This window comes from Tardiphaga sp. 841_E9_N1_2 (genome assembly GCF_051811065.1).
Lineage (GTDB): Bacteria > Pseudomonadota > Alphaproteobacteria > Rhizobiales > Xanthobacteraceae > Tardiphaga > Tardiphaga robiniae.
On record NZ_JBPWQC010000001.1, the window covers coordinates 1,326,301 to 1,351,726 of the forward strand.

The 25,426-nt window shown below is 60.1% G+C and carries 25 protein-coding genes and 1 tRNA gene; 9 read left to right on the top strand and 17 right to left on the bottom strand.

The features are described 5' to 3' along the window. Positions 1-477: 477 nt before the first annotated feature. The 4 genes from AB8A50_RS06220 to AB8A50_RS06235 all read left to right on the top strand — a co-directional run bounded on the left by AB8A50_RS06220 (position 478) and on the right by AB8A50_RS06235 (position 5,487). Positions 478-831: a hypothetical protein gene (locus tag AB8A50_RS06220; RefSeq protein WP_439077171.1), complete on the top strand. Its 354-nt coding sequence runs from the start codon at positions 478-480 to the stop codon at positions 829-831. 270 nt (positions 832-1,101) lie between these two features. Continuing rightward, a tRNA-Arg gene (locus AB8A50_RS06225) sits at positions 1,102-1,178 on the top strand. Positions 1,179-1,582: 404 nt separating this feature from the next. Further along, a complete protein-coding gene (locus AB8A50_RS06230) occupies positions 1,583-3,490 on the top strand; it encodes a PAS domain S-box protein (protein ID WP_439077172.1) in 1,908 nt (635 codons plus the stop codon). 1,802 nt (positions 3,491-5,292) lie between these two features. After that, complete coding sequence (locus AB8A50_RS06235) at positions 5,293-5,487, top strand: hypothetical protein (RefSeq protein WP_089264272.1); 195 nt, start codon at positions 5,293-5,295, stop codon at positions 5,485-5,487. Positions 5,488-5,552: 65 nt separating this feature from the next. On the opposite strand, the gene AB8A50_RS06240 is transcribed toward AB8A50_RS06235, so the two are convergent. From AB8A50_RS06240 to AB8A50_RS06285, 10 genes are all read right to left on the bottom strand, one after another. Further along, positions 5,553-5,906 carry a response regulator gene (locus AB8A50_RS06240; RefSeq protein ID WP_439077173.1) on the bottom strand — a complete coding sequence of 118 codons (354 nt, stop codon included), beginning with the start codon at positions 5,904-5,906 and terminating at the stop codon, positions 5,553-5,555. 66 nt (positions 5,907-5,972) lie between these two features. Then, positions 5,973-6,149 (bottom strand): hypothetical protein, encoded by a 177-nt coding sequence (locus tag AB8A50_RS06245; RefSeq protein WP_170849671.1) that lies wholly within the window; start codon positions 6,147-6,149, stop codon positions 5,973-5,975. A 121-nt stretch (positions 6,150-6,270) separates the two neighbouring features. Continuing rightward, positions 6,271-8,019, bottom strand: a complete 1,749-nt coding sequence (locus tag AB8A50_RS06250) for an ABC transporter ATP-binding protein/permease (RefSeq protein ID WP_439077174.1) — start codon at positions 8,017-8,019, stop codon at positions 6,271-6,273. 89 nt (positions 8,020-8,108) lie between these two features. Further along, a complete protein-coding gene (locus AB8A50_RS06255; protein ID WP_439077175.1) occupies positions 8,109-10,382 on the bottom strand; it encodes a TonB-dependent hemoglobin/transferrin/lactoferrin family receptor in 2,274 nt (757 codons plus the stop codon). 189 nt (positions 10,383-10,571) lie between these two features. After that, complete coding sequence (locus tag AB8A50_RS06260; RefSeq protein WP_439077176.1) at positions 10,572-11,480, bottom strand: ChaN family lipoprotein; 909 nt, start codon at positions 11,478-11,480, stop codon at positions 10,572-10,574. Beyond that, a complete protein-coding gene (locus AB8A50_RS06265; RefSeq protein ID WP_439077177.1) occupies positions 11,480-12,208 on the bottom strand; it encodes a hypothetical protein in 729 nt (242 codons plus the stop codon). The genes AB8A50_RS06260 and AB8A50_RS06265 overlap by 1 nt, the downstream gene beginning before the upstream one ends. Before the next feature lie 223 nt (positions 12,209-12,431). Beyond that, positions 12,432-13,046, bottom strand: a complete 615-nt coding sequence (locus AB8A50_RS06270) for an Isoquinoline 1-oxidoreductase subunit (protein ID WP_439077178.1) — start codon at positions 13,044-13,046, stop codon at positions 12,432-12,434. Then, positions 13,043-13,573 (bottom strand): (2Fe-2S)-binding protein, encoded by a 531-nt coding sequence (locus AB8A50_RS06275; RefSeq protein WP_439077179.1) that lies wholly within the window; start codon positions 13,571-13,573, stop codon positions 13,043-13,045. The genes AB8A50_RS06270 and AB8A50_RS06275 overlap by 4 nt, the downstream gene beginning before the upstream one ends. Then, on the bottom strand, positions 13,570-16,344 hold the full coding sequence (locus tag AB8A50_RS06280) for a xanthine dehydrogenase family protein molybdopterin-binding subunit (protein WP_439077180.1): 2,775 nt from the start codon (positions 16,342-16,344) through the stop codon (positions 13,570-13,572). The genes AB8A50_RS06275 and AB8A50_RS06280 overlap by 4 nt, the downstream gene beginning before the upstream one ends. Positions 16,345-16,384: 40 nt before the next feature. Next, a complete protein-coding gene (locus AB8A50_RS06285; protein WP_439077181.1) occupies positions 16,385-17,473 on the bottom strand; it encodes a hypothetical protein in 1,089 nt (362 codons plus the stop codon). A gap of 384 nt (positions 17,474-17,857) precedes the next feature. Here AB8A50_RS06285 and AB8A50_RS06290 point away from each other — a divergent pair, with 384 nt between their 5' ends. Further along, positions 17,858-18,286, top strand: coding sequence for a DUF1801 domain-containing protein (locus AB8A50_RS06290; protein WP_309946188.1), 429 nt, complete (start codon positions 17,858-17,860; stop codon positions 18,284-18,286). Positions 18,287-18,292: 6 nt separating this feature from the next. Here the strand turns inward: AB8A50_RS06290 and AB8A50_RS06295 are convergent, their stop codons facing one another. Next, the gene (locus tag AB8A50_RS06295; RefSeq protein WP_439077182.1) at positions 18,293-18,634 is read right to left on the bottom strand and encodes a hypothetical protein; all 342 of its coding nucleotides are present in this window, start codon (positions 18,632-18,634) and stop codon (positions 18,293-18,295) included. On the opposite strand from AB8A50_RS06295, the gene AB8A50_RS06300 reads away from it, so the two are divergent. Then, on the top strand, positions 18,615-19,445 hold the full coding sequence (locus AB8A50_RS06300) for an FkbM family methyltransferase (protein WP_439077183.1): 831 nt from the start codon (positions 18,615-18,617) through the stop codon (positions 19,443-19,445). The genes AB8A50_RS06295 and AB8A50_RS06300 overlap by 20 nt on opposite strands. Before the next feature lie 124 nt (positions 19,446-19,569). Then, entirely contained in the window at positions 19,570-20,505 is a 936-nt protein-coding gene (locus AB8A50_RS06305) for a TRAP transporter substrate-binding protein (RefSeq protein ID WP_439077184.1), read from the top strand. Between the two features lie 15 nt (positions 20,506-20,520). Here the strand turns inward: AB8A50_RS06305 and AB8A50_RS06310 are convergent, their stop codons facing one another. The 3 genes from AB8A50_RS06310 to AB8A50_RS06320 all read right to left on the bottom strand — a co-directional run bounded on the left by AB8A50_RS06310 (position 20,521) and on the right by AB8A50_RS06320 (position 21,702). After that, entirely contained in the window at positions 20,521-21,021 is a 501-nt protein-coding gene (locus AB8A50_RS06310) for an FKBP-type peptidyl-prolyl cis-trans isomerase (RefSeq protein ID WP_244558298.1), read from the bottom strand. Positions 21,022-21,157: 136 nt separating this feature from the next. Further along, a complete protein-coding gene (locus AB8A50_RS06315; RefSeq protein WP_439077185.1) occupies positions 21,158-21,337 on the bottom strand; it encodes a hypothetical protein in 180 nt (59 codons plus the stop codon). A gap of 137 nt (positions 21,338-21,474) precedes the next feature. After that, entirely contained in the window at positions 21,475-21,702 is a 228-nt protein-coding gene (locus AB8A50_RS06320; protein ID WP_439080062.1) for a hypothetical protein, read from the bottom strand. A gap of 244 nt (positions 21,703-21,946) precedes the next feature. Between AB8A50_RS06320 and AB8A50_RS06325 the strand changes: the two genes are divergently transcribed. Next, positions 21,947-22,288, top strand: a complete 342-nt coding sequence (locus AB8A50_RS06325) for a DUF6481 family protein (RefSeq protein WP_093758522.1) — start codon at positions 21,947-21,949, stop codon at positions 22,286-22,288. Positions 22,289-22,345: 57 nt separating this feature from the next. Here AB8A50_RS06325 and AB8A50_RS06330 read toward each other — a convergent pair whose 3' ends face one another. Both AB8A50_RS06330 and AB8A50_RS06335 read right to left on the bottom strand, forming a co-directional pair. Continuing rightward, positions 22,346-22,834: a cupin domain-containing protein gene (locus AB8A50_RS06330; protein ID WP_175368972.1), complete on the bottom strand. Its 489-nt coding sequence runs from the start codon at positions 22,832-22,834 to the stop codon at positions 22,346-22,348. Between the two features lie 125 nt (positions 22,835-22,959). Continuing rightward, positions 22,960-23,202: a pentapeptide MXKDX repeat protein gene (locus AB8A50_RS06335; RefSeq protein ID WP_309946173.1), complete on the bottom strand. Its 243-nt coding sequence runs from the start codon at positions 23,200-23,202 to the stop codon at positions 22,960-22,962. 250 nt (positions 23,203-23,452) lie between these two features. Here AB8A50_RS06335 and dctP point away from each other — a divergent pair, with 250 nt between their 5' ends. Next, positions 23,453-24,475, top strand: a complete 1,023-nt coding sequence (dctP, locus tag AB8A50_RS06340; protein WP_439077186.1) for a TRAP transporter substrate-binding protein DctP — start codon at positions 23,453-23,455, stop codon at positions 24,473-24,475. A gap of 27 nt (positions 24,476-24,502) precedes the next feature. Here dctP and AB8A50_RS06345 read toward each other — a convergent pair whose 3' ends face one another. Next, positions 24,503-25,399 (bottom strand): hydroxymethylglutaryl-CoA lyase, encoded by an 897-nt coding sequence (locus tag AB8A50_RS06345; protein ID WP_439077187.1) that lies wholly within the window; start codon positions 25,397-25,399, stop codon positions 24,503-24,505. Positions 25,400-25,426 lie beyond the last annotated feature (27 nt).

Here is a 25,426-nt window from a genome sequence, read left to right on the forward strand (position 1 = left end):
GGATTCAAATGTGCGTAAAAACGGCGACGGACTCATGGCCAGCTTGTTCGCGAGTCTCTCGACCGGCGCAACGCGAGACACGACGATTGCTGGCAACATCATGTGACGAACCTGGGTAACTCAAATCGCAGCCCCACGCGCAAGCCGCGGGCATCATGGCGGCGGGCCCTGCCGAAAGCAAAGCCACGTCACCGCCGATTGGTCGCCCCTGTGTGGGAAACGGTTCGAGCACGCGCCGACGATTTTGGTGACAGTTTTACAACGGGTCATAGGCGCATGAACGGCCGGCCCGGCCCGTGATCGCCCCCTACGCGTTTTAATCAAACGCGACACGTTAAGACTAAAAGCAGCCTGTTGGGGACGACCCGAGATCACGGGTACCCAAGTCTTCCAGCTGCGGTCAGATGGGTGTGCCTTGCGGCACCGGATGATCACGGCGATCGCCCGCCCGCTCGGTCGTTCTGGGCGCATCGCATCATGATCGAACTTCTTTTGGCGACAAGTTCACTGGCGGGCCTCGCCGTCGGACTCGTCGGCCCCGTCTGGGTCATTGTCGTGACGACCGTGCTGGTCGCTGTCCTGTCCGCCGTCGTGACATGGGGCCAGGGATTTTCGGCGCTGGGCGGCGTTGCGGTCACGACCGGATGTCTGATCGCGTGCCAGATCTCCTATATGGCCGGCCGTTTCGTGACCAGGCAATACGGCTTCCCGGAGCAGCTATTTGAGGACCAGATCGACGGCGAGCCAGGCGAGACCGGCCAGCGCGGCATCTCCAGTGACAATAACAAGGACGACAAGCCACCATCGCGGCCCCCGCCGTCGGAGTCTTAGGGCCCGCCAATCTGCCAGCCCCGAAGCTGCGAAGGCATCCCCGAACGGGACAGGTATCGAAGCGACGTCGAAGGCACAGACGGCTGTTCGGTTTTGGAACGAAAAGCGGATCAAGTCGGCACACTTTCTGGCTGAAATCGCGGGTTCACCGCTCAATCAGCAAGACAAAGGCCAGCTCACCAACCGCCCAAACGCTTGAAAACCGTGTCCGAATCCGGCCAATTTACCCGGTCTGTCCAAGCCATACCGACGGTGATATGACGACGCGCCGGTCCCATAGCTCAACTGGATAGAGTAACGGATTTCTACTCCGTGGGTTGCAGGTTCGAATCCTGCTGGGATCGCCACGTCATTTTCCGATTCCAATACTTCAATGACTTGCAGTACATTATAACGCGGTAACTTTTTTCACGGTCAACGCGCCCCAATCAGAGACGCAGTCGTGGGTCTTTGCAGGATTGGCGGTTGTGATCGCACTGATCATATACGGATCGTGGATTGGACAGATCGCGACGAATTTTTCAACGCTGCGGCGGTCTTCTTCGGCGCCGCGTCGACTTCGCCTAAACAGCGCTTAACTCCCTGGCACTTCGTTAGTTCCGCCTCCGCCAAAAACTGTCTTCTTGTGTCCCGCGCATGACGGCTTACGCTGAAGACCTTGCGGATCTCTCCGTCGCCGTGCCGACAGCGGTGCAGCCTTGTGGGCACCGCCAAACCGGACACGCGTTAGTAGTTTCGCGGGAAGTGAACGATGGCAGAGACAAATAACGCTGGACGCGGTCTTTTCGAAAGCGAGCGCGCCTTTCGGCTCCTCGTTCAAGGCGTCACAGATTATGCGATCTATCTGCTGGACCTGAACGGCATTGTATCAAATTGGAATACAGGCGCCGAGAAGATCAAAGGATATTCCGCAGATGAAATCGTGGGTCAGCATTTTTCGGTTTTCTACCCCCCGGAGGATCGCGAAGCCGGACTTCCCGCTGCTGCGCTAGAGGCCGCGCGGCGGGACAAGCGCTTCGAAGCGGAAGGCTGGCGGATGCGTAAGGACGGTTCGCGATTTTTCGCTTCCGTCGTCATTGATGCCATTTATGAAGACGGTGTGCTTGTCGGTTTCGCGAAAATCACGCGGGACATCACCGAGCGGATGCAAGCGCGCGTCGCATTAAACGAGAGCGAGAACCATTTTCGCCTGCTGGTGGGAAATGTCACCGACTACGCTTTGTATATGCTTGATCCGGAAGGTCGGATCACCAGCTGGAACTTGGGCGGCCAGCGAATCAAGGGCTATCTTCCCGAAGAAATTATCGGACAGCACTTCTCGCGATTTTACACCCCTGGTGATCGCGAAGCGGGAAAGCCGGCGCGTGCTCTGGAGACTGCCCGTAAGAACGGCCGTTACGAGGAGGAAGGCTTACGCGTTCGCAAAGACGGCACGTTTTTCTGGGCGAGTGTGGTCATCGATCCCGTCCGCAATGATGCAGGCGAGTTGATCGGCTTTGCCAAGATTACGCGCGACATCACAGAACGACGCCTGGCGGCGCAGCAACTTGAAAATATGCAAAGGCAGCTGGCTGAATCACAGAAGATGGATGCGCTCGGTCAGCTGACCGGTGGAGTGGCACATGACTTTAATAATCTGCTTATGGCGGTTACCGGTAACGCTCGGCTTATCAAGCGCCACGCCATTGACCCTCGCGTGGTCAAGGCAGCAGAAGCGATTGAGGCAAGCGTTCGCCGCGGGGCGGCACTGACACGCCAACTGCTGACTTTTGCGCGGCGCCAACAAGTCGACCCGGTGCTGCTTGACGTTGGAGAGACTGTGCAAGCTGTACGCGAAGTCTTGGCCACAGTCCTAGGCAGCGCGATAAAGCTCGAAATCTCCGTGCCCGCCGGAGTCTGGCCGGTCTTCGCGGATCCGACCGAACTCGAGACCGCAATCATCAATCTCGGCATCAACTCTCGTGATGCCATGCCCGACGGGGGCACGTTGACGATCACAGCAGAAAATCATCGTGTCGCGGACGGAGAAGATATAGGCGAGCATGTGAATATCAAAGTGATCGATACCGGCGCAGGTATTCCTGAGGATGTCATTGCGAAGGTGTTCGATCCCTTTTTCACGACCAAGCCTGTCGGCAAGGGAACGGGATTGGGGCTCTCGCAAGTCCATGGCTTTGTCAACCAGGCTGGCGGCAGTGTAGAAATCAAAAGCAAGCTCGGCGCAGGCACGGAAATCGTCATTCGGCTCCCGCGCGGAGAGGGCCATGCTGGCGTGCATGAAGCAGAGGTTCTGGCCGAAGGTGCCGGCACCGTTCTTCTCGTTGAAGACAATCCAGATGTCGCAACCTCCAGCACCGTTCTTTTGGAAGAGCTGGGATATCGCGTGAAATGGGTAACGGACGCAGAGTCCGCAATGCGCGAGATTGAGCGCGACGGCATCGACATTGTATTTAGTGATATTGTGATGCCGGGAAAGTTGGATGGTCTCGGCCTCGCTCGCAATCTCAGACGGAGTCACCCGCACATGCCGGTGGTGCTTGCGACGGGCTATAGTGACGCCTCCCGGAAATCAGGTTCAGAGTTTCTGCTATTGCGCAAACCCTACGAGCTTCACGAGCTCAGCAATGCATTAGAGACAGCTCGCAGCAATGTCGCTTGACAGCATCCTCTGACCATCCACGTGAAGCGCGCCGGTCGGGCCGGCTCTGGCACCGCTTTCTGTGCCAAACCGGTTTCGGAGGTGACCTCCTTCACAACCGCTAATTTGTTGCGCCGCAGAGCGACCTATGGCGCCGGACTCGGCTCGGAACGATATTCGATTACTGAGATTGATCGCATACAGGCACGAAAGCAGCGCTCCCGATGCAGATCCCCTACGGTATTTCGGGTGATTTATTTCTCCGAGCCTCTTTACGTCTGATTTGTTGAGCGCAGAATGAGGTCCGTTCTGAAGTGGGGAGGAAGCGATGAAAGAGCTTCTACATGCACGAGCAATGGAGAGCATGTGTCGACAGCGCGCCTCGTTTTTTCCCGAGGAAAGTTGGAAATTTCTAGCCGAAGCCGAAAGGTGGAAGCATCGGGCGCTTGATTTGATCAGCGACCATCACGTTGACTGTAACCAGCCAACTCTGCCAGATGCTGCTGAACCTTCTCACATTCACGCGTCACGCTAGGTCTTTCATTTCGGCAACGCTGGAACTTTTATTCGCGTATCAATGCGAGCTGCGCCGCATCTTTCGAACTAGCACGCGAAAGCTGATGACCCGATATCGATAGGCCCGCTCTTCGCCGGCCTTGCGATACTTTGTCTCATGGAACTACACTCATCTTCTTGTCGTTGGTTCAACGCGCCCGCTGTTTTGCGAAATGGTGGAGTGTTTGTCGCGCGGTGAAACCTAGGACGTCGATGGCTCCCACAAAGCTCCAACGAAAAGCGATCGCAACAGCAGTTCAACTGAGGGCCATGTCTCGAAGGTGCAAAGAGTTCGCCAAATTCGTCGGATTTCGGTCAGTATCAGATCGGCTGAATGTTTTGGCGGCGAAATACCAGGAAGAAGCTTGGCAGGTTGAGGAACGCGCTGGACTGCACTTGAACGGAGGGGATCCCGACGAGCCCTCGAGCGGATAAGTTTCAGGCGAGAAGGTCTGACCATGGCCTGGAATGCCGGCCGCCGATTTACTGATGGAAGCCCAAGCGATCGCGTCATGCGACGAGCCGGTTACACGCGGCCGCGACACAGCACCAAGTAGATTACGCTCTGTCGCTCGCGGAACACTGCACGTTCTTAGGCAAGAGTAGAACGTGCTCGACAGCCTAAGCGATGAATGCCCCGCGTGCTGAAGGCCGGTTCGTCATGAACATCAGCAGTCGCTACCTTGAGCCTTCGCCCCGTCGGCCTGCTGCGCCGCAGTTGGCTTCCCTTGCATTTGCTTCTGGGCGTCCTCAGATGAAGCAGGAATATTCCCGGACTGCTGGTTCATGGCGCTCGTCGGCGGGTGCTGATCAGTTTTGGAATTTGCACCGACAGTCGAGCCGGTGTTGCCTGGAGTCGGGCCCGAACCAGCGTCGCGCATTTCAGTCGTTTTGCTGGTGTTGCATGGACCCGCTTGGACCGACGCGCTACCGAGACCCAGCGTGGCTGCACAAACTAGTACAACTTGGCGTGTTACTTTCATCTGCCTCTCCCTTGGGTAAGCCGGCATAGCCACGCCCTCGCGAGGATGCCGGCCTTTGCCTTAACCGGCCCGATGACGCCAAGTTCCGAACTCGCTCGGAAACTGAGGCCGCGCGTACCTTCTTGATAAAGAGCCTGAGGCGACGCGCCAGATGCGTCGCTTTTCCGCACGATCGTATCCCTTAAGAGAGTTCACTTAGCTCACATCAAGCCCAGCTGCGGCGCGCGCTACTTCGCCAAATTTGCCGGCCTTGACACGGCCGCCTTTGAGGCGCCGAACATTGCAATGGCAAATAAAGCTCAGTTCTCCATTCTCGCTTACCAGCGACGGCCAGGATTCTGGCGTGCAGCTATTTCCCGCAAAGATGGAGCCGTCCTGACCATGAATGGCGTTGCATTGAAAAGCGTTGTCACGTCTGAGGATTTCCCATCAGAAGAAGAGGCTTATACGGATGCCGAGAAGGTTATCCGTATGATCTAGGCAGAGGCTTCCACCAGCGCAGCAGACGCTGCGGTACCGGAATCGAAATTGCCGAGGCCAACCACCTAGCGCATGTTCTCGAACGTCCGCATCGCAGATATCACCGCCGTGGTCAGGTAGGGCTTCGGAATGAAAAGCGCGTTGGCCGGAATCGTCATGGGCCTCGCTTTCCCGGTTGTGATAATGATGTGGATCGGTGGCCACCTGTCACGAACAGCAGCAGCTAGCTTGAGGCCATCCATGGAGCCGGGCATATCGATATCCGTGAATACGAGGTGGATATCCTGGCGGGCCTCTAGGACGGCAATTGCCTGATTGGCGTCGCCGACCTGCAAAACATCGAAGCCTGATTCGACCAATTCTTCGCTGATCAAATCCCGAATGAGGGGTTCATCCTCAACAACCAGCACTGTCGGCATTCCGAAACCTCGAGAGCCAACATGGCACTCCTCCTAAGTTAATCAGCGTACAATCGTTCCCGATCATTACTTCGGAGACTTGAGATTGGAGTCCCGCCAAGCCCTCGAACGAGCATCCGCTTCGTAGTCTCGAGCTTTCTTCAAGTGAGCCTGCTTGGCATCGCCCTCGGGGAGCTTGCCGGCCTTGTCAGACTGGATTTTCCCCAGCCGGCGGTTTTCTTCAGCGTCGGGCACTTGCTTCATGACACACCTCCGGTTTTTTCAGACCGGATAATGGATTTCTGTTCAGAGAGTTCCCGCGTAACGAACATACAATCTGTTGGCGCCGGACCAGTCTACAGAGACAAACGGGACTGGGTGACGGTCAAGCCAGTCGCAAAGCACCGCTATTCGGCCCCATAGCGCCCTCGTCAGAACGAGTGTCGAGCACGACGCGCCGGATGCTTGCAAAGCCGTGCGGCTCACGATGGGCCACCACCACGAGTGTGGCGTCCGGCAATTCACTGCGCAGCAGCGCCATGACGATGCGTTCGGATTCCGCATCCAGCGCACTCGTCGCCTCGTCGGCAAAGATCCAGTCGGGCTTGCTGACCATCACGCGCACCAGCGCCAGACGCTGTTGCTCCCCGACCGACAGGCCGCTGGCACTGTCGTCCCCGGCGTCGAGACGCGGACCGAGGCCTACCCCGCGCAGCAGCCGCTCCACGGTCTCACGCGGCACGCTGCCAGGATCGGCGGGATAGACCGCGGCATCCATCAGGGAACACAGCGGCATGTAGACCTGCTGCGGCATGAAGGCGAGTTGGCCCGACGGCAACGTCACCTGTCCTTCCGCATGCGGCCACAGCCCGGCCAGCGCCTTGATCAGCGTACTCTTGCCAAGACCTGAGGCACCGCTGAGCCAGACTGTCTCCCCGCGCGCGACCGAGAGGCTCGGCAGCTCAACCAGCATACGGCCGTCCGGGGCGCGGATACCGAGACCGCGGATCTGCAAGTTGCTATCGCCGGGTTGCTCGCGGCGCAGCGCATGGGCCTCCGGCGCTACGCCGTCCATGGCATCCATGAAGCCCTGTAGACGCCGCGTCGTTGCCACCAGGTCGGAGATAAACTTATAACTGAAGATGAACCAGGACAGCGTCGTGACGACGTTGGTGAAGGCGGCAGCGAGTTGGGTCAGCCCTCCCAACGTGATCTTGCCAGCCAGAAAGGCCGGCAACGCTAGAAACGTCGGAATCCGCAGCACACTCTGGAAATAAGGCCGCGTAAACAGGCCGTAGATGAACTCGCGACGGATCACCTGATGCCAGACACTCACCACGTCGTTGAACCTGTCGGCGAGCATGCGTCGCTCCGCCGTCTCGCCGTCTGAGAGTGCAATGGCCGATGCGTTCTCGCGCATATGGACGAGCGCAAAACGAAAATCGGCCTCTCGCCGCTGCTCATTCATCAGCAAACCAGGCAGTTGCCGCCCGAGAACATGGGTCAACGTGGTCGCCAGTGCCACGTAGATCGGCGCGGCCCAGACCATGTAGCGCGGGATTTCGATTCCGACGCCCCATAGCGAAAACTGCAGCGCAAAGGTCGACAACTGCCAGAGCAGCATGACGTAGGACACGAGCCCGATCAGGCTCATGATGAAATCCAGGACACCGGCACGGATATCGTCCTTGCTGCCGAGGATCGCCTCGGCGAACATATTGCAATCTTCGGCAATGCGCTGATCCGGATTGTCGACCTTGGCATGACCGCCGAGGCTCGGATGCAGAAACCAATGCGCCTTGTTGGTCGTCCAACGCTCCAGCAGCGTGTCGGACAGCCTTTGCCGCCAGCGAAACTGCAGCCGCCGCTTGCAGTATTTGGCGATGAGATAGAGGCTGGCAGAAATTCCGACGAGAACGGCGAAGACACCGATCTGGGTGATCGCAGCCTGCGCATCTATCTTCTGCAGCGCATTGAAGAAGTCGGCGCTCCACTGCACCTGCCGCAACGTGACTTGAATGATCGCAAGCTGGCAGGCGACGATGACTACCAGCAACATCAGGCTGAAGCCACTCCCCGGCCCGGTCGCCGCGATCCAGACGAACCGCCAGATCTGATGGATGATTGCGCGCATGATGATGGCCTGTCGTTATCTCTGTTCAACAGCAGAAGCCGGAGCCGAACTCGCGCCGGGCTCCGGCTGATTTCATGTGCCCGACGCGATCAGAACGCGTAGCTGGCGCCGACTTTAAAAGTCCGCCCCGGTGCGGTCCGCAGTTCGATCGGATTGGCCATCGCCACGGCAGCGGTTGCCGTGTTGGTATAAGTGGTCGTTCCCGCAAGCGAAGGGAAATAACGGGCGTCGCCGATATTCAGCACCGATGCGCGCAGCGTCAGGCCTGGTGCGATCTGCGGCTTGTAACCAATGATCGCATCGAACACGATGTAGCTGTCGGGCCGGTAGTAGGTCGGATCGCTGCGTGACAACGCACCGGCGGACCAGGTCGAGATCAGCTGTGCATCGAAGCCGTTCGGCCGATCATTATAGCGCAAACCCATCACGCCGGAGAACGGCGTGGTACCATCGAACGCAGTTTCTGCGCTGGTGGCAGTCGCCTTCTGTGTGCCTTGGGTATAGGCGACCGAGAGGTTCGCACTCCAGTAGTCGGTGAAGTGATATTCGGTCGCGAATTCGAAGCCCAGCAGATTCACCTTCGAAAGGTTGGCATAGGTCAGATCGAACAGGCCGGGGAAGTTAGTACTCGGCGTATTGACGAAATTCTGGATGAAATCCGTGTAGTCTGACTTGAACACCGTGGCCGTGAAATAGCCCTGCGTGAACTGGCCGCGCAGACCAATTTCGTAACTCTTGACCTCCTCGGGACGCAAACCGGGATTCGGAACCAGATCCATATTGGTGCCGGCACCACCAGGCAGCGACGTATACAACTGCTGCGACGTCGGCATCTTGAAACCCTCGGCATAGCGACCGACCAGCGAGAAGTTCTCATCCAGCTTGAACACCGAGCCGAACTGCTTCACCAGCTTTTCACTCTGGACGTCGCGTGGTTCCTTACCCGCCACCGCGCGATAGAACGGATTTGGCCGCGGATCGAGCTCGTAAGTGGCGTAACGGACGCCGGGTGTCAGGATCCAGCGATTGTTGAGCAGCGATATTTCGTCCTGGATGAAGCCATCGACGCGGGTCGTGGTCGCATCGGCGAAATTGAAGCCTCCGGCGTTCGCAACGGTAGTTATGTTGGTGGTCAGGTTCGTTGTCGTGTCACGTCGTTGGTAATCGGTCTCGGCAACGCTGGCATAGACGCCATAAGTGAAAGCGTGACGCGCCCATGGCGTGTTGAAGGACGAATTGAACTGGATATCGCCCTCGGTGAACTGCTCCTTGTAGTCCAACAGGAAGTCCAGCCGATCTAGCTGGCCGTTGGCGAGACGGCGCCGGCGAACGCCAGTGAAGTCGCGCTCCTGATCCGAATGCGAGACCTGCCATTTAATCTGGTCGATCCAACCTGCGTTCGGGGTGTACTTGTGCGCGAGCGTATAGCGCTCGCGGCTCTGGATCTGGTTTCGGATGTAACTCAGATTGGTGATGCCGGTCGACTGCAGCCCGAGATCCAGCCGTTGATCGACGGTGGCACTCTTCCTGAGGAAATCTGCCGTAAACTTCACTTCGTTCTGATTGTCGGGTGTCCAGACCAGTTTGTTGAGCACGCTCACATCGTCGCCATCCAGCGGGTTCAGCTGATTACAGCGAATAGCCTGCGCCGGACGCGGGCAGCCATAGATGCCGCCATCGGCGCGTGCCTTGGAGAGCGTGCCCTCGCTATAGCTGCGCTGCGAGGCGCTGATCATGGCAGCGAAGTCGCCGAAACGAAACGCGGTCGTGCCTGTCTTCACCCAGCTCTTGTCGTATGAATCGTAATTCGTATCGAGCTGACCACCAAAATTGCGGCCCTTCAGGTAGTCCTCGGGGTCCTTGGTGACGAAGGCCACCACGCCGCCCAGCGCGTCCGCGCCCCACATCACGCCGGCCGGACCGCGCATGATTTCTACGGCCTTCAAGTTCGACATATCGATGAAGTCGCGGTTACCGTCGACGATGCTCTCGATGACACGTGTGCCGTCAACGAGCATTTGAACGCGGTTGTTCGAGACGCCACGTATCGTGAAGCCGGCGAGATTGCCGAATGGATCGGTTGATGAGGTCACTTTGGCGACCGAAATGCCTGGTTCGTAACGAACCAGGTCCTGCACGTCGCGGACCATGCGATCGTCGAGCTCCTTGCGTCCGATCACCGTGACGCTCTGAGCCAGGTTCAAGACGTTCCGTGCGTTACGATCGGCATAGACGCTGATCGGATCGAGCGACACACCGTAGCTGGCAGCAATCCGATCCGCGGCTTCCAGACGCTTTTTCTCGTCGGCGGTCTGGCCATGAGCTGCGCCCATGAGCACGATGGGAAGTGCAAGTGCGAGCATGGTCGTGCTGCGCGCGGCGGTCGCCCTTCGGCGGATAGTCCCGGTCATAGTGTCCCTAGCATTTTCATGTAATCGCTGAGGACCGTTTCGTTTCTTAATGTATTCGAGTCAATTATATCGCCTCAATAAAGTCCTAAAATTGCCTCCTTGAAGAAAGAATACATTTAAGAACATCGATATTACTTTTAATTATTGTAATTCTACTTTCGCCTCTGCTGCTACTCTGGCCTTGTGCTCTTCAATGGCCTTCAGCATTTTCGCCGGCATCGGCGCTTCGGGATCCGGTTCATCGAGCCGGAAGACTGCGTCGGAAATTCCTGATGCATGTGAGACGTCGATTTGTGCGGACGTCGTCGGCAACAGCACACCCGTCGACGTCACACCGAGATCAGCGAGCTGATATGGCGTACCGTGGCCATATTCGAGATGGCCGCGCCCGATGATGCCGATCACCAGTGGCGGCTCCGGCTGCTGCAATGCCCGCGCAATGCTGCAGGCGAAGGCACGGTCCCAAGTCTGCTGCGCGCGAACGAAACGATCCGTTGCTGACGATGGCGGCGCGGCAGCGCCGTCGGCGACGGGGCCACGACCGAGACCGAGATTGGCGAGATACTGCCGATAGGCAGGCGTTGCTTCCGCCGATGGCGTCAGGCCATCGCGCTCGTTTTCGGGGATAGCTTCCCACCCTTCCTTACCGACGCGCGTCACCAGCGGGCGATGACAGTTTAGCGCCAGCATCTTCACGCGATGCTGCCGGCAGAAGTGAAACAGCGGCAGATAGAGCTGCGCGTCAAAGCCCCAAACGGTGCCCCACTCGACCTTGTCGAGAAACGCGTCCGTGCCGAGCTCTCCATCGACCCATTCGTCGAGCACGGCCTGTACGCGGCGCGGAAACATCTCGAAGCCGACGGCGATATTCGGGCGGAGAAAACGCAGCACCGTGGCGACGTGCAGTTGCCAGCGATGGATTTCTGCAACCGTGTGAGTCTCGCCGAGAAGCACCACCTGCCGCGTTGCCATCTCGGCGAGCAGCGCGCGCTCGTCGAGATGCTCGCCACTGGTCGGATCGAGCCAGGTCGCGCGCGGGTGATCGCGCATCACGCAGCTCCGAATGCCGTGGCGGGACCCCGCAGGAACAGGCCGAGCGATTTGTCGCCGGGGCCGATCGCCACGAGTTCGACAGTACCGTCAGCGGCGACATCACTTCGCTTCCACGCCGTGACGCCGCCGCCGCGTAAATGGAGATGGAAGTCCGATGTGATGATGTTGACGTAGCCCATGGCCGGATTGATCTCGGGAACGAGCCCGTGCCAGCGCTGCGTCACGCCCGGCCGACGCATCTCGATCGTGATCTCGGCTTCGGCCGCGCGCGCGGCCTTGAGCGGTTGCAGGCCAACATCATCCGCATCCAGTGTCGCAGGCGCAGACTCCAGCGCCGGCTTCACCAGCCGTTCGATGGCAACGCCTTCGAAAGCCTTGAGTGCGGTATCGAACGGCTCGACGCCTTCGAGGCCCACTACGCTGAACACGATCTTGCCGGTCGGTTCCTGAAATTCTATCCGCGGCAGGACTTTGTCCTTCATCTTGCTCGAATAGTCGACGACGACCTGCGACAAGTTGTTCAGGTTGATTTCGCTGTCATGTGCAGGACCGACGCAGAACATCATGGTGCCGTCACGTTCGAGTTTCTGCACGACACCGATGCGTTCGAGCACCACGTCATCGTCGCGTACCGCGATCATGATGCGGCCAAGCAATGGCAGGCGGCTGAACACGTTGAGGGGTGGCGCCAAGAGCTGGCGGCGAAGGTCTGCTTGCTGGTCCATGATCTTTCCAAGACGCGTAATCGCGATCACGTCGTCTCTGCAGCACGGAACAACGCGCGTCTACACGCCGAGACGCTTCAGCTCTCGCATTGGAGAAATTCCACAAACCGACTTAGATTTGGAATAATGCTAACTATCAAAACTATTTTACGCCTGCGACAAAATGGCAGTGCGCATGATCATCATTGCGACGTCATTTGCGAACACGCAGCTCCCGATTGTCTCAGCCCGGACACGCCGCGCCGGTCTTCGCCCAGGCTTCCACGAGAGCGCCCGCTTCAGCCTGCGTGCCCGGCGCTGGCGCACGTCCATAACCCGGCGCCCAGGCCCAGCCGACCAGCGTGTCCTTGCCGATATGATCGATCAGATCCTCGACCTTGCGGCCGCCATTGCGTGCGGGGTCTTTGATCTGCGCGCAGATTTCGGCGACAGTCTTGCCTTCCCATGCCATCTCGCGCGGCGCGAGATGCCATTCGTGATGACCGGGGATGCGGCCGGGTTCGAAATTGGCATCCTTGTGACAGGAGTTGCAGCGCATCGCCGCGGTGCCGTGGCCATCGGACCCACGCGTGACGGGCGGCTGATGCAAGCGCTGCATGTCGCCCTGCCGCGGCACGTCGCCGGCGGGATGGCAGTTCACGCAGCGCGGATGCGTCAACACCTTGCCGAGTTCGGTAAAGATCGCCGCGGAGCGCGCACTGGTATCGGCGATGCCATTGAAACTCTCCGGGCTCGCCAGCCCTTTTGACGCGCCCTGCCCGGCCGCATAGGCCGTGAGCATGCTCATCCCGAGCGTCGCGACGACAACCAGAGTCTTGACGCGTGTCTCGGCTCTCATCCGCGCGGCTCCTGAATGAGATAGCGCTTCGCGTCGCTGAGGATCACGTCGAGCACGGCCTCATGATATTTGAAGTAGCCGGTGCAGCGACACAGATGCCCGTCGAGCGCCGCGGCGATCCGCTCTTCAAGGCCCGCGCGCGGCACGGGCGTCTTGGCCAGTTGCTCGAGCAGCACCTGCCCTTCATTGAGAAAACCGGCGGTACAGTAACCGCACTGGAACGCGAAATGCCTGATGAAGGCCTTCTGCAACGGCGACAGCTCGCCGTTCTTGGCGTGGCCCTCGACCGTGCGGATGGTCTTGCCGTGGAAGCTTGCCGCCGAGGTCACGCAGGTCGGATTGGTGTGGCAGGTGCCGTCGGGCTCGTCGACGATCACGACACAGCTCAGGCACTGGGCGGCACCGCAGCCGAACTTGGTGCCGGTCATGCCCAGATATTCGCGCAGGAAGTCGTTCATGGAGAGATCGTCGCGGACCTCGGTGGGCGCATGGACCTGTCCGTTGATGGTGATGCCCAGTGTCGTCACGCGAGCGCTCCCTTGAGCATGGCCTGTGTCACCGGCAGCGCCGCGAAGCGGTGTCCGATGGCGTCATGGATGGCGTTGAGCAATGCCGGCACGATGGGGATCATCACTACCTCGGCCATGCCCTTCGGCAATTCGTCCGGTGTCAGCGGCGGCATCAGCTCAATCTCGACGTCGCGCAGCGACAGGTCTGATCCCCGCGCCACCAGATATTGACCGAGATTCCATTGCCCGTTGCCGGGTCCGCCCTCAAACGGCGGCAGCGTTTCCAAAAGTGCGTAACCGACGCCCATGGCGAAGCCGCCTTGTGCCTGGCCAATCACGACCTCCGGCACCAGCGCCTGCCCGCATTCGAATGCGGTATAGGCTTTGGCGATGCGCAGCATGCCGGTCGCTTTCTCGATCTCGACCCGGACTGTTGCACCGCATGCCGCTGTATAGGCCGTGCCCATCCGGTTGTTATCGGTTGGCGGGAACAACACGCTGGCACGGTTGATGCGCGTGAATTTGCCGGCGCCACGACGCAGCGCGAGCCCGTCGATCTCGGCGCGATACTGCTCGCCGTTAATGGGGAAACGTGCGCGTGCCCATGACCAGCGCGAGAACCCGTGCGCCACGGCGCCGGTGACCAGATTGCGTGCATGGGCGGTCGCGGCGAGTTTCGCCAGCGGCAGCGACGGCAAGCCCACCATTGTGAGCTGCCCGTCCTTCCACTGCGCCTTTGCGAAATCCTTGGCGCGTGGATCGCGCGGGCCGATATTCCATAGCGCCAGCGCCGCCGGCCACAGACCGAAGCGGAAGATCACCCGCGCAGCTTCCGCCGCGGCATGGGTACCGACATGGGCGCCGATGGAGGCTGACGTGGCCGAACTGATCGACGGCACCCAGCGCGGATCCTTCTCGGCCTTGTCCTGGGTCTTCTGGTCCATGGTGTAGCAATCGCCGGAGGTCACCAGCTCCAGCGCATCGAACACGCCGACCTGCGACACAGCCACCTCGTCAGCGATGCTGCCGAGATGCAATGCGACGCGATTGGCCAGCGCCGTGCCGATGCCGTTGCCCATCTCGACATGGTCGCAGAAAATCGCGATCCTGCCGTCGGGGCTGAGTTCAACGCGACCGTTAGAACTATCGCCGCCGGTGCCGTAGTCCTTGGTCACACAGGCGACGCCGGTGCCGACCAGTATGCCACTGGTCGCGCGCGCCTTCTCTGCAGCTCGTTGCTTCCAGATCGCGTGCTGCTCGAGCTTGTCGAGAACCTCTAAGCTCCGCACCGAGACGATATAGGGATTGCCGGTCATGGTGCGGCCATCCTGCTTCAGGGCATTGCGTCGCCGGAAGTCGATGGGATCGAGCTTCAGCGCAAGCGCCGCCTCGTCGATCAGAACTTCCAGCGCGGTCATGGTCTGCAGCGAACCGTAGCCGCGCATCGAGCCCGCGGTCACGCCGCGGGTATGCTCTGCCACAGTCGTCACATCGACCTTCGGCACGTCATAGATACCAATCGCAGCCGTTGCGGCGCAGGTGGCGACATTGGCCGAGAAATTGGCGAGACCACCGCCATCGAGCACGTGATCGGCGGCGAACGCCGTGATCTTGCCGGAGGCAAGATCGACCGACATGCGCGAGCGCATCTTGATGGCGTGGCGTTTGATGCCAGCCTGAAATTGCTGATACCGATCGTGCGCCAGCCGCACCGGACGGTCCGGGAAGAATATCGCCGCCAGCGTCACATAGAAAATGAATGGCGTATGGTCGCGGCCGCCGAAACCGCCCCCGACATAGGCGAATTGCGCGTTGATCGCACTCGGCTTGAACGGCGTCTTGGTTTCGCCAAGCAGAAACGCGATTGATTCCGCCGCTTCATACGGCGACTGCACGCCCAGCACCAGTTCGAGCGCCTTGTCTTTTGCGCTGTACCAGCCCAGCCCGCATTCCGGCTCCATAAACATCGGATCAACAGACTGCGTATCGAAGGTGCGGTCCAGTACCAGAGCCGAAGACTCGCTGGCGGCGATCTCGGCACGGATCTGGTCGCCATAGACCGCAGCCTTCTCGTAACCGGCCTCGTTCTTGTGCGCGGTCGAGGACCATACCGGCAGCGCGGACGCCTGGGTACGGCCGGGCGTGACCCAGCCGGCAAGGACCGGCGAGTAGACATCGGGCGCATCGGGCGTGGCGCCGGCAACGCGGGTGAAACGATACGCCGCATAATTCGGCATTACGATCGGGCCGGTCTCCTCGCCAAACTGCACGAAGGTGCCATCGCGCAAGGCGATCCGCGCGCGGTCATAGGTGTCAAACTGCTCAAAGATCAGCAGCGCAACAGGCTGGCCCATATAGAGCGGCGTCTTGCCGACGGGACAGAACAGATCGCCTTCATAGTAGGCGGGAACGCGGATGTTGATCCTGGCGAGATCCGCCGCGGTGACGATCACCGTAGGCTTCAGCGCCCCGCTCAGCCGCGCGAGGTCCATGCCAAGATAGACATGCGTGGCGTCCGGCGCGCGCACCAGAATGGCGTGCGAGGTTTTCTCGGGCCAGCCCGGCAGGTCATTAGCCCGGAAATCCGACGCATAGAGTTTCGAGCCGGTGACCTTGGCGACGCCATCGACACGACCGGCACCGCCGATAGCGGGATTCAACTTGCCCCGCCCCGGCAGTGTCTCGCGTGCCGGGAACGCCACGGGCTCCGCCGCAGCTAGATGCGACAGGCTGAGCGAAATACCGCCCGCCGATACCCATTTCATGAACTCACGACGCGAAGTCCGCATGCTTCCACCCCTGATCGACAGCCGTCCGCCGCTGCGCCGATTACTTGAGATCGGCGATGGTGGCTGGCCCCGGTCCAGTGGTGATCAGCGTCGGCCACTGGTTGGAGCCGAACGGCACCACGGGCGGCAGGAACGGCGTCATGCCGCGCTTGGCGCTCTCGGCAATGATGGCAGCGCGGGCGTCGCCCCCCATCAATTCATAATCCATCAGGTGATAGTTGCCGAAGAACAGCGACCCCACGGAGCGATCCGCGATGATGCGCGTCAGCGACTCCAGCATATCGGCCTGCGTGGTGGTGAACGACACCGTCTCGATCAGCAGCAGGCGATCGTTGATGGCCTCCGGCGGGAAGAACTGCGCCAGCACGCTAAACAGCACGTTGTTCTGCCGTGCCACGTAAATCGTGTTGCTCGCGGCATAGGCCTTGTCCCAATCGGGACCCAGCATCTTCTTCCAGTCGCCCAGCACGGTCATCCAGTGATTGACCTGGGTCTGCGCGGCCCAAGTCACGTTCTTCGCAAGGAACGGCGCCTGCTTCTTGCCAAATGTCTCCAGCACATCGAAGGGGATGACGCCCTTGGCGATGCACTCGTCCATGAAAGCCAGGTTGTTCTGCAGGATGGTACGGTTGTTGTCGCGCCAGTCGGCCTGCATCAGCGTGAGATCGAGGCCATCCAGCGCCGACTGCATGCGGCTGCGATAGGCTTTCATCGAGCCGAGCCAGGATTTGTTATCGGGATTGTTGACGTAGGGGCCGACCACCTCGGCCAGTGCCATGGTGCTGTGGCCGACCGACTTGAGCAGCTGATAGACCATTGGCACCGAGGGCGCGTCGAGCGGCGGTTTGCCGGGCTGGTACAGCGTGAATTTGCCGCCGGCGCCGGAGAACAGACCGAGGATCACGGGATGTTTGGCGAGGATATTGGCGCGGAAGACTTTGGCTGCGTCGCCGTAGAGCTCAAACATGCCGGTGTTGAGCGCGAGCATGTCCTTGGTGGCGGTCTCGGCAGGCGTTGTCGCGGTCAGCCCCGAAATCGGCGCCATGTAGGATGGCAGGGTCTGGGCATGGGCGGCGCCGACGCCCCCCAACAGGACAGCTGCAAGAGCGACAGCGTGGCGATACGTCATATCCGGACTCCTCCGAGTCATCTTGGCGACTGTTACTGTCACGACTAACGCAGCACATCTTAAAAATCTGCCTTTCCATTCAGCAGAAATGGTCGCGACATAGTTGACGAAAGCAAACACGCCGTGACGGGCGGAATGCTCTCGAACGCGACTGAACTGGATGAGAAAACGCTACGAATCACGCAAAGCGCCGGTGGCTCAAGGCTATACGCAATTTCGTGACACCGGAATTGGTTCGCGATCCGGAATACGCAATACGCAGCGATTTCTCGTCCGCCTGTGGTGGAAGGCTGGACGTCGGAAACAGGCCGGGGTTATTTTCACGACGCGTAGATAAGCACCATCAACAGGGCTGTATAGCTCCGGGCCACCGAGAGGGAGCGCATGTCAAAAAAGACGTCTGTCAAATCGACGAAGGTCAGCGAAGCAACCTCTCCCTCCGAACTGATCGACGCGAAGATCGGGGAGCTCGGTGACTGGCGCGGCGAGATGCTCGCTCGCGTCCGAAAGGTCATCAAGCAGGCTGTCCCGGACGTGGTCGAGGAATGGAAGTGGCGCGGCGTTCCGGTCTGGGAACACGCAGGCATCATCTGCACCGGCGAGACCTATAAGGCGGTCGTGAAGATGACCTTCGCGAAGGGCGCATCGCTCGATGATCCGTCAGGCCTGTTCAACTCCAGCCTCGACGGCAACACCCGCCGCGCCATCGATATTCACGAAGGCGATAAGCTGGACGAAAAGGCGCTGAAGGCGCTCATTCGCGCTGCGGTGGCGCTGAACACCTCGACAAAGAAGAAGCCAAAGAAAGCGTGAGCGTCGTTATCTGGCGACCGGCCACGACAGGTCGTAGGACATCACGTAGATGACGATCGCAGCCAGGCACAGAACCACGCCAATCCAGAACAGTGGCGAATGATGAATGGGGCGGCGGCGCGCGGCGTCGTCTCTCTGTTCGTGCTTCATTCCGTCCCCCATTTTCGGCGCAAGCGCCCTGACCGTCCGAATTGTCGCGCGACGTTCTGACACACAGATCGCGCCCGCCGAAGCACGCATTGTCGCACCATTCACAGGAAAGGTACGCATGCACGGCGCGATTCGACGCAACGATGATGGTTTATCCGCGCTGCTCCAGCCAGCACGGATGACCGATGTCGTCGACATTGGCGCCAATCCCATCGATGGCGATCCGCCCTATAAGCCGATGCTGCAAAGCGGACTTTGCCGCGTTACCGGTTTCGATCCGCATCCGCAGGCATTGGCGCAACTGCAGGCGCGCAAGGGCGCGTTTGAGACCTATCTTCCTTATGCCGTCGGCGATGGCGGCAGCCATACGCTGAACATCTGCCGCGGCATCGGCTTTGCCAGCCTGCTGCAGCCTGAGCCGAAAACACTCACGCACTTTCCGAATTTTACCGAACTCGGACGTATCCTCGACAGGCTCCCGCTCGATACACGGCGGCTCGACGATATCGCCGAGATCGAGCACATCGATCTCTTGAAGATCGACATTCAGGGTGGCGAACTGTCGGTGTTCAGGAACGGTCGCAGCAAACTGGCAAAGGCCGTCGCCATTCAGACCGAAGTCTCCTTCGTGCCGCTCTATGAGAAGCAGCCGGTATTCGGCGACATCGATCTCGAACTGCGCAGCCTCGGCTTCATTCCGCACATGTTCGCGGCCATCAACAAGAAGATGATCGCGCCGATGATGGGCCCCAACCCTGCTGCTGCCATCAATCAACTCGTCGAGGCCGATGTCGTCTATGTCCGGGATTTCATCCAGGCTGAGGCGATGGAGAGCGAGCAGCTCAAGCACCTCGCAATGATCGCGCATCATTGCTACGGCTCGTTCGATCTGGCGCTAAACTGTGTGCATCATCTCACCAGCCGCGGTGCCGTCGCGCCCGATGCCAAGAACCGCTATGTCGCCCTGCTCCAGGCCAATCGCCCCAAAGTAGCTGGCGGCAGACTTTAAACTTCTCCGGTTCCGACGTAACATGGCGTCCGGCGCAGGGGACGCGCCGACGCTTGCATCAGATTCCAGCCAGGACACGGGGCAGACAATGCTTTCTCGGCGCCGACTTTTGCTGACTGCGGGAATGGCGATCGCCTGCCCTGCAGTCCTGCGCGCCGAACCGCTGAAGATGCGCCTCGCCCATAGTCTTCCGACCAGCCATCCCGTCCATCCGGCCATGCAGCACTTTGCCGACCTGGCGCGCGAGCGTTCGCAGGGCGAACTCGACATCGCGCTGTTTGCGGACGGGCAGCTCGGTCAGGAAGTCGACCTGCTGTCGCAGGTGCAGGCCGGCAAACTGGATTTCCTGAAAGTCAGCGCCAGCGTGCTCGAGCGCTTCCATCCTGCCTACAAGGTTCTCAACCTGCCTTTCACGTTCCGCGATCGCTCCCATTGGCTGAAAGTGACGAGTAACGAGATCGGCAGCGACGTTCTGGCCTCAACCACATCGGCGGGTCTCACCGGCCTGACCTTCTACGATGCCGGCGCGCGCAGCTTCTATGGCCGAAAACCGATTCTGCATCCCGACGATCTCAAGGGCATGAAGATCCGCATCCAGCCGTCTGAGACGATGGTCAAGCTGATGCAGCTGTTCGGTGCCGAAGGCATCGAACTGTCATGGAGCAATGTCTATGTCGCGCTGAAGTCGGGACTCGTTGATGGCGCGGAGAACAGCGTGGTGGCGCTGATCGTCGGCAAACATGCCGAAGTCGCGTCGCACTACTCGTTCGACGAACACACCATGATCCCGGATGTACTGCTGGTAGGCGCCGGCCGGCTCAACAGCATGACGCCGAAGCAGCGGGAGATCATCCGCGAAGCCGCCGCCCTGTCCTATCATCACATGAACAAGCTGTGGACCGCATTCGAGGCGCAAACGCGCCTGCAGGTCGAAGCGATGGGCGTGACATTTGTCACGCCGGACAAGGCCCCCTTCATCGCGAAGGCAGCGCCCCTCGCCGACATCTATGCCGGCGAGGAAGCGTCACGGACGTTGCTGCGCAGGATCGCGCAAGCATAGGTCGTTTAATCGGGCTTATTTGACGCCGAGCAGTTCGACGTCGAAGATCAACGTCGCATTTGGCGGGATCACGCCGCCAGCACCACGCGCGCCATAGCCGAGATCCGGCGGAATGATCAGCGTGCGCTTGCCGCCGACCTTCATGGTCGCGACGCCTTCGTCCCAGCCCTTGATGACACGCGACATGCCGATCGGGAATTCGAACGGCTCGTTGCGATCGACTGACGAGTCGAATTTCTTGCCCTTGACGCCGTTCTCATAGAGCCAGCCGGTGTAATGCATCACGCAGGTCTGTCCCTTGGCCGGCGTTGCGCCGGTGCCAACGGTGGTGTCTTCGATCTGGAGGCCTGAAGCTGTGGTCATGGTTTTTCCTGCGGCTGGCGCCATTTTCTGAGGCGCTTGTTTTTGAGGCGCTTGCGCCATGGCGGAAGAAAGGGAGACGTCGGACACGGCCACGATCATGGCCGCGCTGAGCGCGACGGCCGTGGCTCTAACGGCACGCTGGGAGTTTCGCATCATGTCTCCTGGATGGTTGGGTCTGCGAGCGGCGCAGTCATGCCCCGTCATCGCACCGCAACGCAAGTCCTGGCAATGCCGAATCCCGAAGCCGCGATCCATGAAGATCGGTCAATGAGGATGCTTGAATCGGTCCTCAGTCAGGCTTGGAGCTGCGTCGGGCCAGCTGACCCTTGTAATTTTCAAGCAACCGGGTCGCCAACTCTGTCGCCTCATCGCTTGCCTGGATCGAGCGACTGTCCGACATCGGCTCTGCGAGGGAGGGCGGATGTTTGAAGCTGAACGAGCGGATGACGCGATCGATGGCTGCTTGCATGGATAACTCCCGATGGCGACAGGAACTCCGCGTTTCGCGGAAAGTTCCTGATCAGTCAGCCGGAGGGCACCGCAGGTTCAAGGCAGCACCACGGCCGCTGCAAAGCCGCAACATGGCCATTTTGGCTACAAATGTTGCTAAGCGCCTGCTTCTGCTGCGAATTGCAGCCCTTTGAAAGTCAGTCGCTTGGGGTCGCGAACGCCCGCCAGATACAGGCCGCGAATGAAGTGGGTCACCATGTCGCGATCACAGCCGGTCAGAATGACCACGGCATCGACGGCTGTCTTCTGGGCATCCATGTCAGTCCTCGCGCCGCGCAGGGCGGCCTGCTCCGCGCGCTCCAAATCGCCGGATGACCAAAACATGCCCGATTCCCGGGATTTGCGGATATACGCGGATCACCCCGGCGCAAGCTCCGCCCCAGCCTCGCGCAGGCCTCCTTGCCGGCAAATCATGCGTAAGATTGCCGTAAATCGCAGATAGTTGATGCGTTGCCGCGCTGTCGGCTGTAAACCGCAGCGGAGTTTCGGCCATTGCCTGGGTGTTTGCCCGGCTGCCGCACCCGACGATGACCCACCCCAAACCAAAGAAAGCGACAAGGCCTCGTTCATGTCATTTAAGGAACCCAGCTTCGCGGATCGCCAGAAGGCTGCGATCGAAGCCAAGAAGAACATTCTGAACAAATTCAAGGCAGCACCGGGGCCCGATGATCCTGCCGTGAAGGCGCGCGCCGCCGAGCGCGAAGCCGCTGCCGTCGCACGCGCGGAAGCCAAGGCCATCCGCGACGCTGAGAAGGCCGTCCAGAAAGCCCGCGAAGCCGAGGAAGCCGCCGCTGCTCTAGTCCAGGCTGCGCGCGAGAAGGAAGAAGCCGCGCTTGCCCAGGCCGCGCTGGAAGCCCAGCAGAAAGCTGCCCGCGACGCCCGCTACGCCGCCCGCAAGAAGCGTAAATAAGCACGAGATCAGCGTGCCATCATCTGATGGCACGCTGCCTGAATTGATTGTCCGAGGTCAGTTCGTTTTGCCGAATTGCGGCTCGTCGGGTTTGACGAAATTGTTGCCGCTCGGGCCGTAGCCGGTGATCTGAATCACGGCGCCCTCTTCCCGTGTGCCGTCCCAATGCACCGCGCCAGCGGGATGCACCATGTAGCCGCCGGTCTTCATCGGGATCGATTTCTCGGGCACGAAGGCTTCGCCCGTGCCGGTGTACCAGGTGCCCGACAGCACCACGACGTGACGATCTTCCGGATGCTTGTGCGGCTTGCTCATGATGCCGGGCGGCCACTTGATCCGCAGAACATAGATGCCTTGCTTTGAGGGATCTCCGTAAAGTGTCGCGACTTCGACGCCAACACCGAACGGGTTCTTCCAGACTTCCTCGCCCTGATTGATGCGCACGAAGCCCATCTCATCGGTAGCGCTCCATGTCGTCACGCTTGGAAACAGTGTTGCTGCGATCAGACAAGTCGCCGCAACGACGACGCGTCGTTCTTTTTTCATCATGGCCTCCCAGGCATTTTCTTGTGCGCGGAGGCTATGCCGAGTTTTCAGGTCCAGCAACGAGCAGCGCAACATGACAAGCCCGTCGCGCGGACGGGCCCGTCACAGCGATGCGTGTGAAGACGTTACTTCTTCATCATTCCGTCTTCCTTCTTCATCATGCCGTCTTTCTTCATGCCATCGTCCTTCTTCATACCGTCGTGAGACATGGCATCCTTCTTCATACCGTCGCCCTTCGACATAGTGTCCTTTTTCATGCCGTCATCCTTGCTCATCTTGTCCTGAGCGAACGCAGCAGGTGCCAGCGCGAGGCTGAGCGAGACGAGCGCGGCGGACACGCCGAGCGCAAACCTGGTGGAGATGGTCATGATGTTTTTCCTCGGATCCATTTCTGAAGCGCGACGTCTGTCGCTATGAACCAGACGTACGGAGGTCGCGGTTTGTTACGTCGCATCAAAAAAGTCTTGATGATGCATCCGATAGCCATTGCGTGCGACGCAACATCACTTGCCCGCCGGTTCGGATTGTATAAACGAAGGGACGCGCGGTGACGGAGCAACAGGACGCGGGCGCATTTTGTCCCGCCCGGCACCAGACGAACACTTTCAGGAGTTACGCATGCTGACTCGCCGCCACATCCTTGGATCGGCCCTCGCCGTGCCTGCGATCCTCCGTTGCGGTGTCGGTACGGCGCAGGCAGCGACTACACTGAAGATTTCGCACCAGTTTCCCGGCGGCAGCATCGACAACGGCGACTTCCGCGACCGTCTGGTCCGCACTTTCGCAGCCGCCATTGCCAAGCAGAGTGGCGGCGACCTTGTTGCCGAGGTTTATCCGGATTCGTCGCTGATCAAGGCGGATGCGCAATTTTCCGCCATGCGCAAAGGGACTCTCGATCTCAGCCTTTATCCCTTGCCCTATGCCGGCAATGAATTGCCGGAGGCGAATATCGGCCTGATGCCCGGTCTGGTCTCGACCTACGATCAGGGCCTGCGCTGGAAGAACTTGCCGATCGGCAAGGCACTGAGCGACATTCTCGCCGACAAGGGCATCATGCTGCTGACCTGGGTCTGGCAGGCCGGCGGCGTGGCTAGCCGCTCGCGCCCGCTGATTGTCCCCGAGGACGCCAAGGGGCTCACGGTACGCGGCGGTTCGCGCGAGATGAACATGATGCTGCAGACTGCCGGCGCGCGCGTGCTCTCAATGCCGTCCAACGAAATTTACGCAGCAATGAAGAGCGGCGCCTGCGATGCCGGCATCACCTCATCGACCAGCCTCATCTCATTCAAGCTGAGCGAAGTCGCCAAGCATCTGACCTCCGGCGCGGGTGCGTCCTACTGGTTCATGCTTGAGCCGCTGATGATGTCCAAGGCTGTGTTCGACAAGTTGCCGAAAGCACACCAGGATATTCTGGTCTCGGTCGGCGCCGAGATGGAAGCCTTCGGCAAGGCGGGCGCGCAGCAGGACGATGTCGAAGTGTCCAGGGTCTATGAGAAGGTCGGTGCCAAGGTCAGCGCGCTCGACGCTGCGACCGTCGGCAAGTGGCGCGATATCGCGCGCGACACGGCGTGGAAGGACTACGTCGCCAAGACGCCGCTCACCGCGAACCTCCTCAAGCTCGCGCTGGATGTCCCGGCCTGACCTATTCTGTCGTCCGCCAGCTGGCTCTCAGCGCGTCTTCGCGTTGAGTGCCGAAGCGACACGGCTGACCGGCGGGCGGCCGATCAGAGCACTGATGGTGTTGGTTGCAGCGAGCAGCTTGTTCATATCGACGCCCGTCGCAATCCCCATGCCTTCCAGCATGTAGACCACATCTTCGGTGCCGACATTGCCGGTCGCACCAGGCGCATAGGGGCAGCCGCCGAGACCGCCGGCAGCGCTGTCGACAACGCGACAGCCTTCTTCCATCCCGGCATAGAGATTGGCCAGCGCCTGACCATAAGTGTCGTGGAAGTGCATAGCGAGCTTTGGCATGGGAACCGAGCCAGCAACGGCGCGCAGCATCTGCCGCGCCTTCGACGGCGTCCCGACACCGATCGTGTCGCCGAGTGAGACTTCGTAGCAGCCGAGATCAAACAGCGTCTTCGAGACATCGACGACCGCCTGCGGCGCGACGTCGCCATCATAGGGACAACCGAGAACGCAGGACACGTAACCCCGCACGCGGATGCCGTCGGCCTTGGCGCGCTCGATCACCGGCTTGAAGCGCTCGATGGATTCGGCGACCGAGCAATTGATGTTGGCACGCGAAAAGCCTTCCGAGGCCGAGGCGAACACCGCGATGACTTTCGCGCCGACCGCCTTCGCGCCCTCATAGCCCTTCTCGTTCGGCACCAGCACATGGAATTCACCGGGCAAATCGCGCAGGCCGAGAAATACCTGATCCGAACCCATCATTTTGGGGATCGCCTTGGGTGACACGAACGAGCCGACCTCAACCGTATGCAGGCCAGCCCCGACCAACGCCTTCACGAAGGCAATGCGGTCTTCGACCGACACCGGCGTCTTTTCATTCTGCAAACCGTCGCGCGGACCGACCTCGACGATACGAACCAGATCACTCATGCCAATTTCAATCTCACGTGTCTTTCA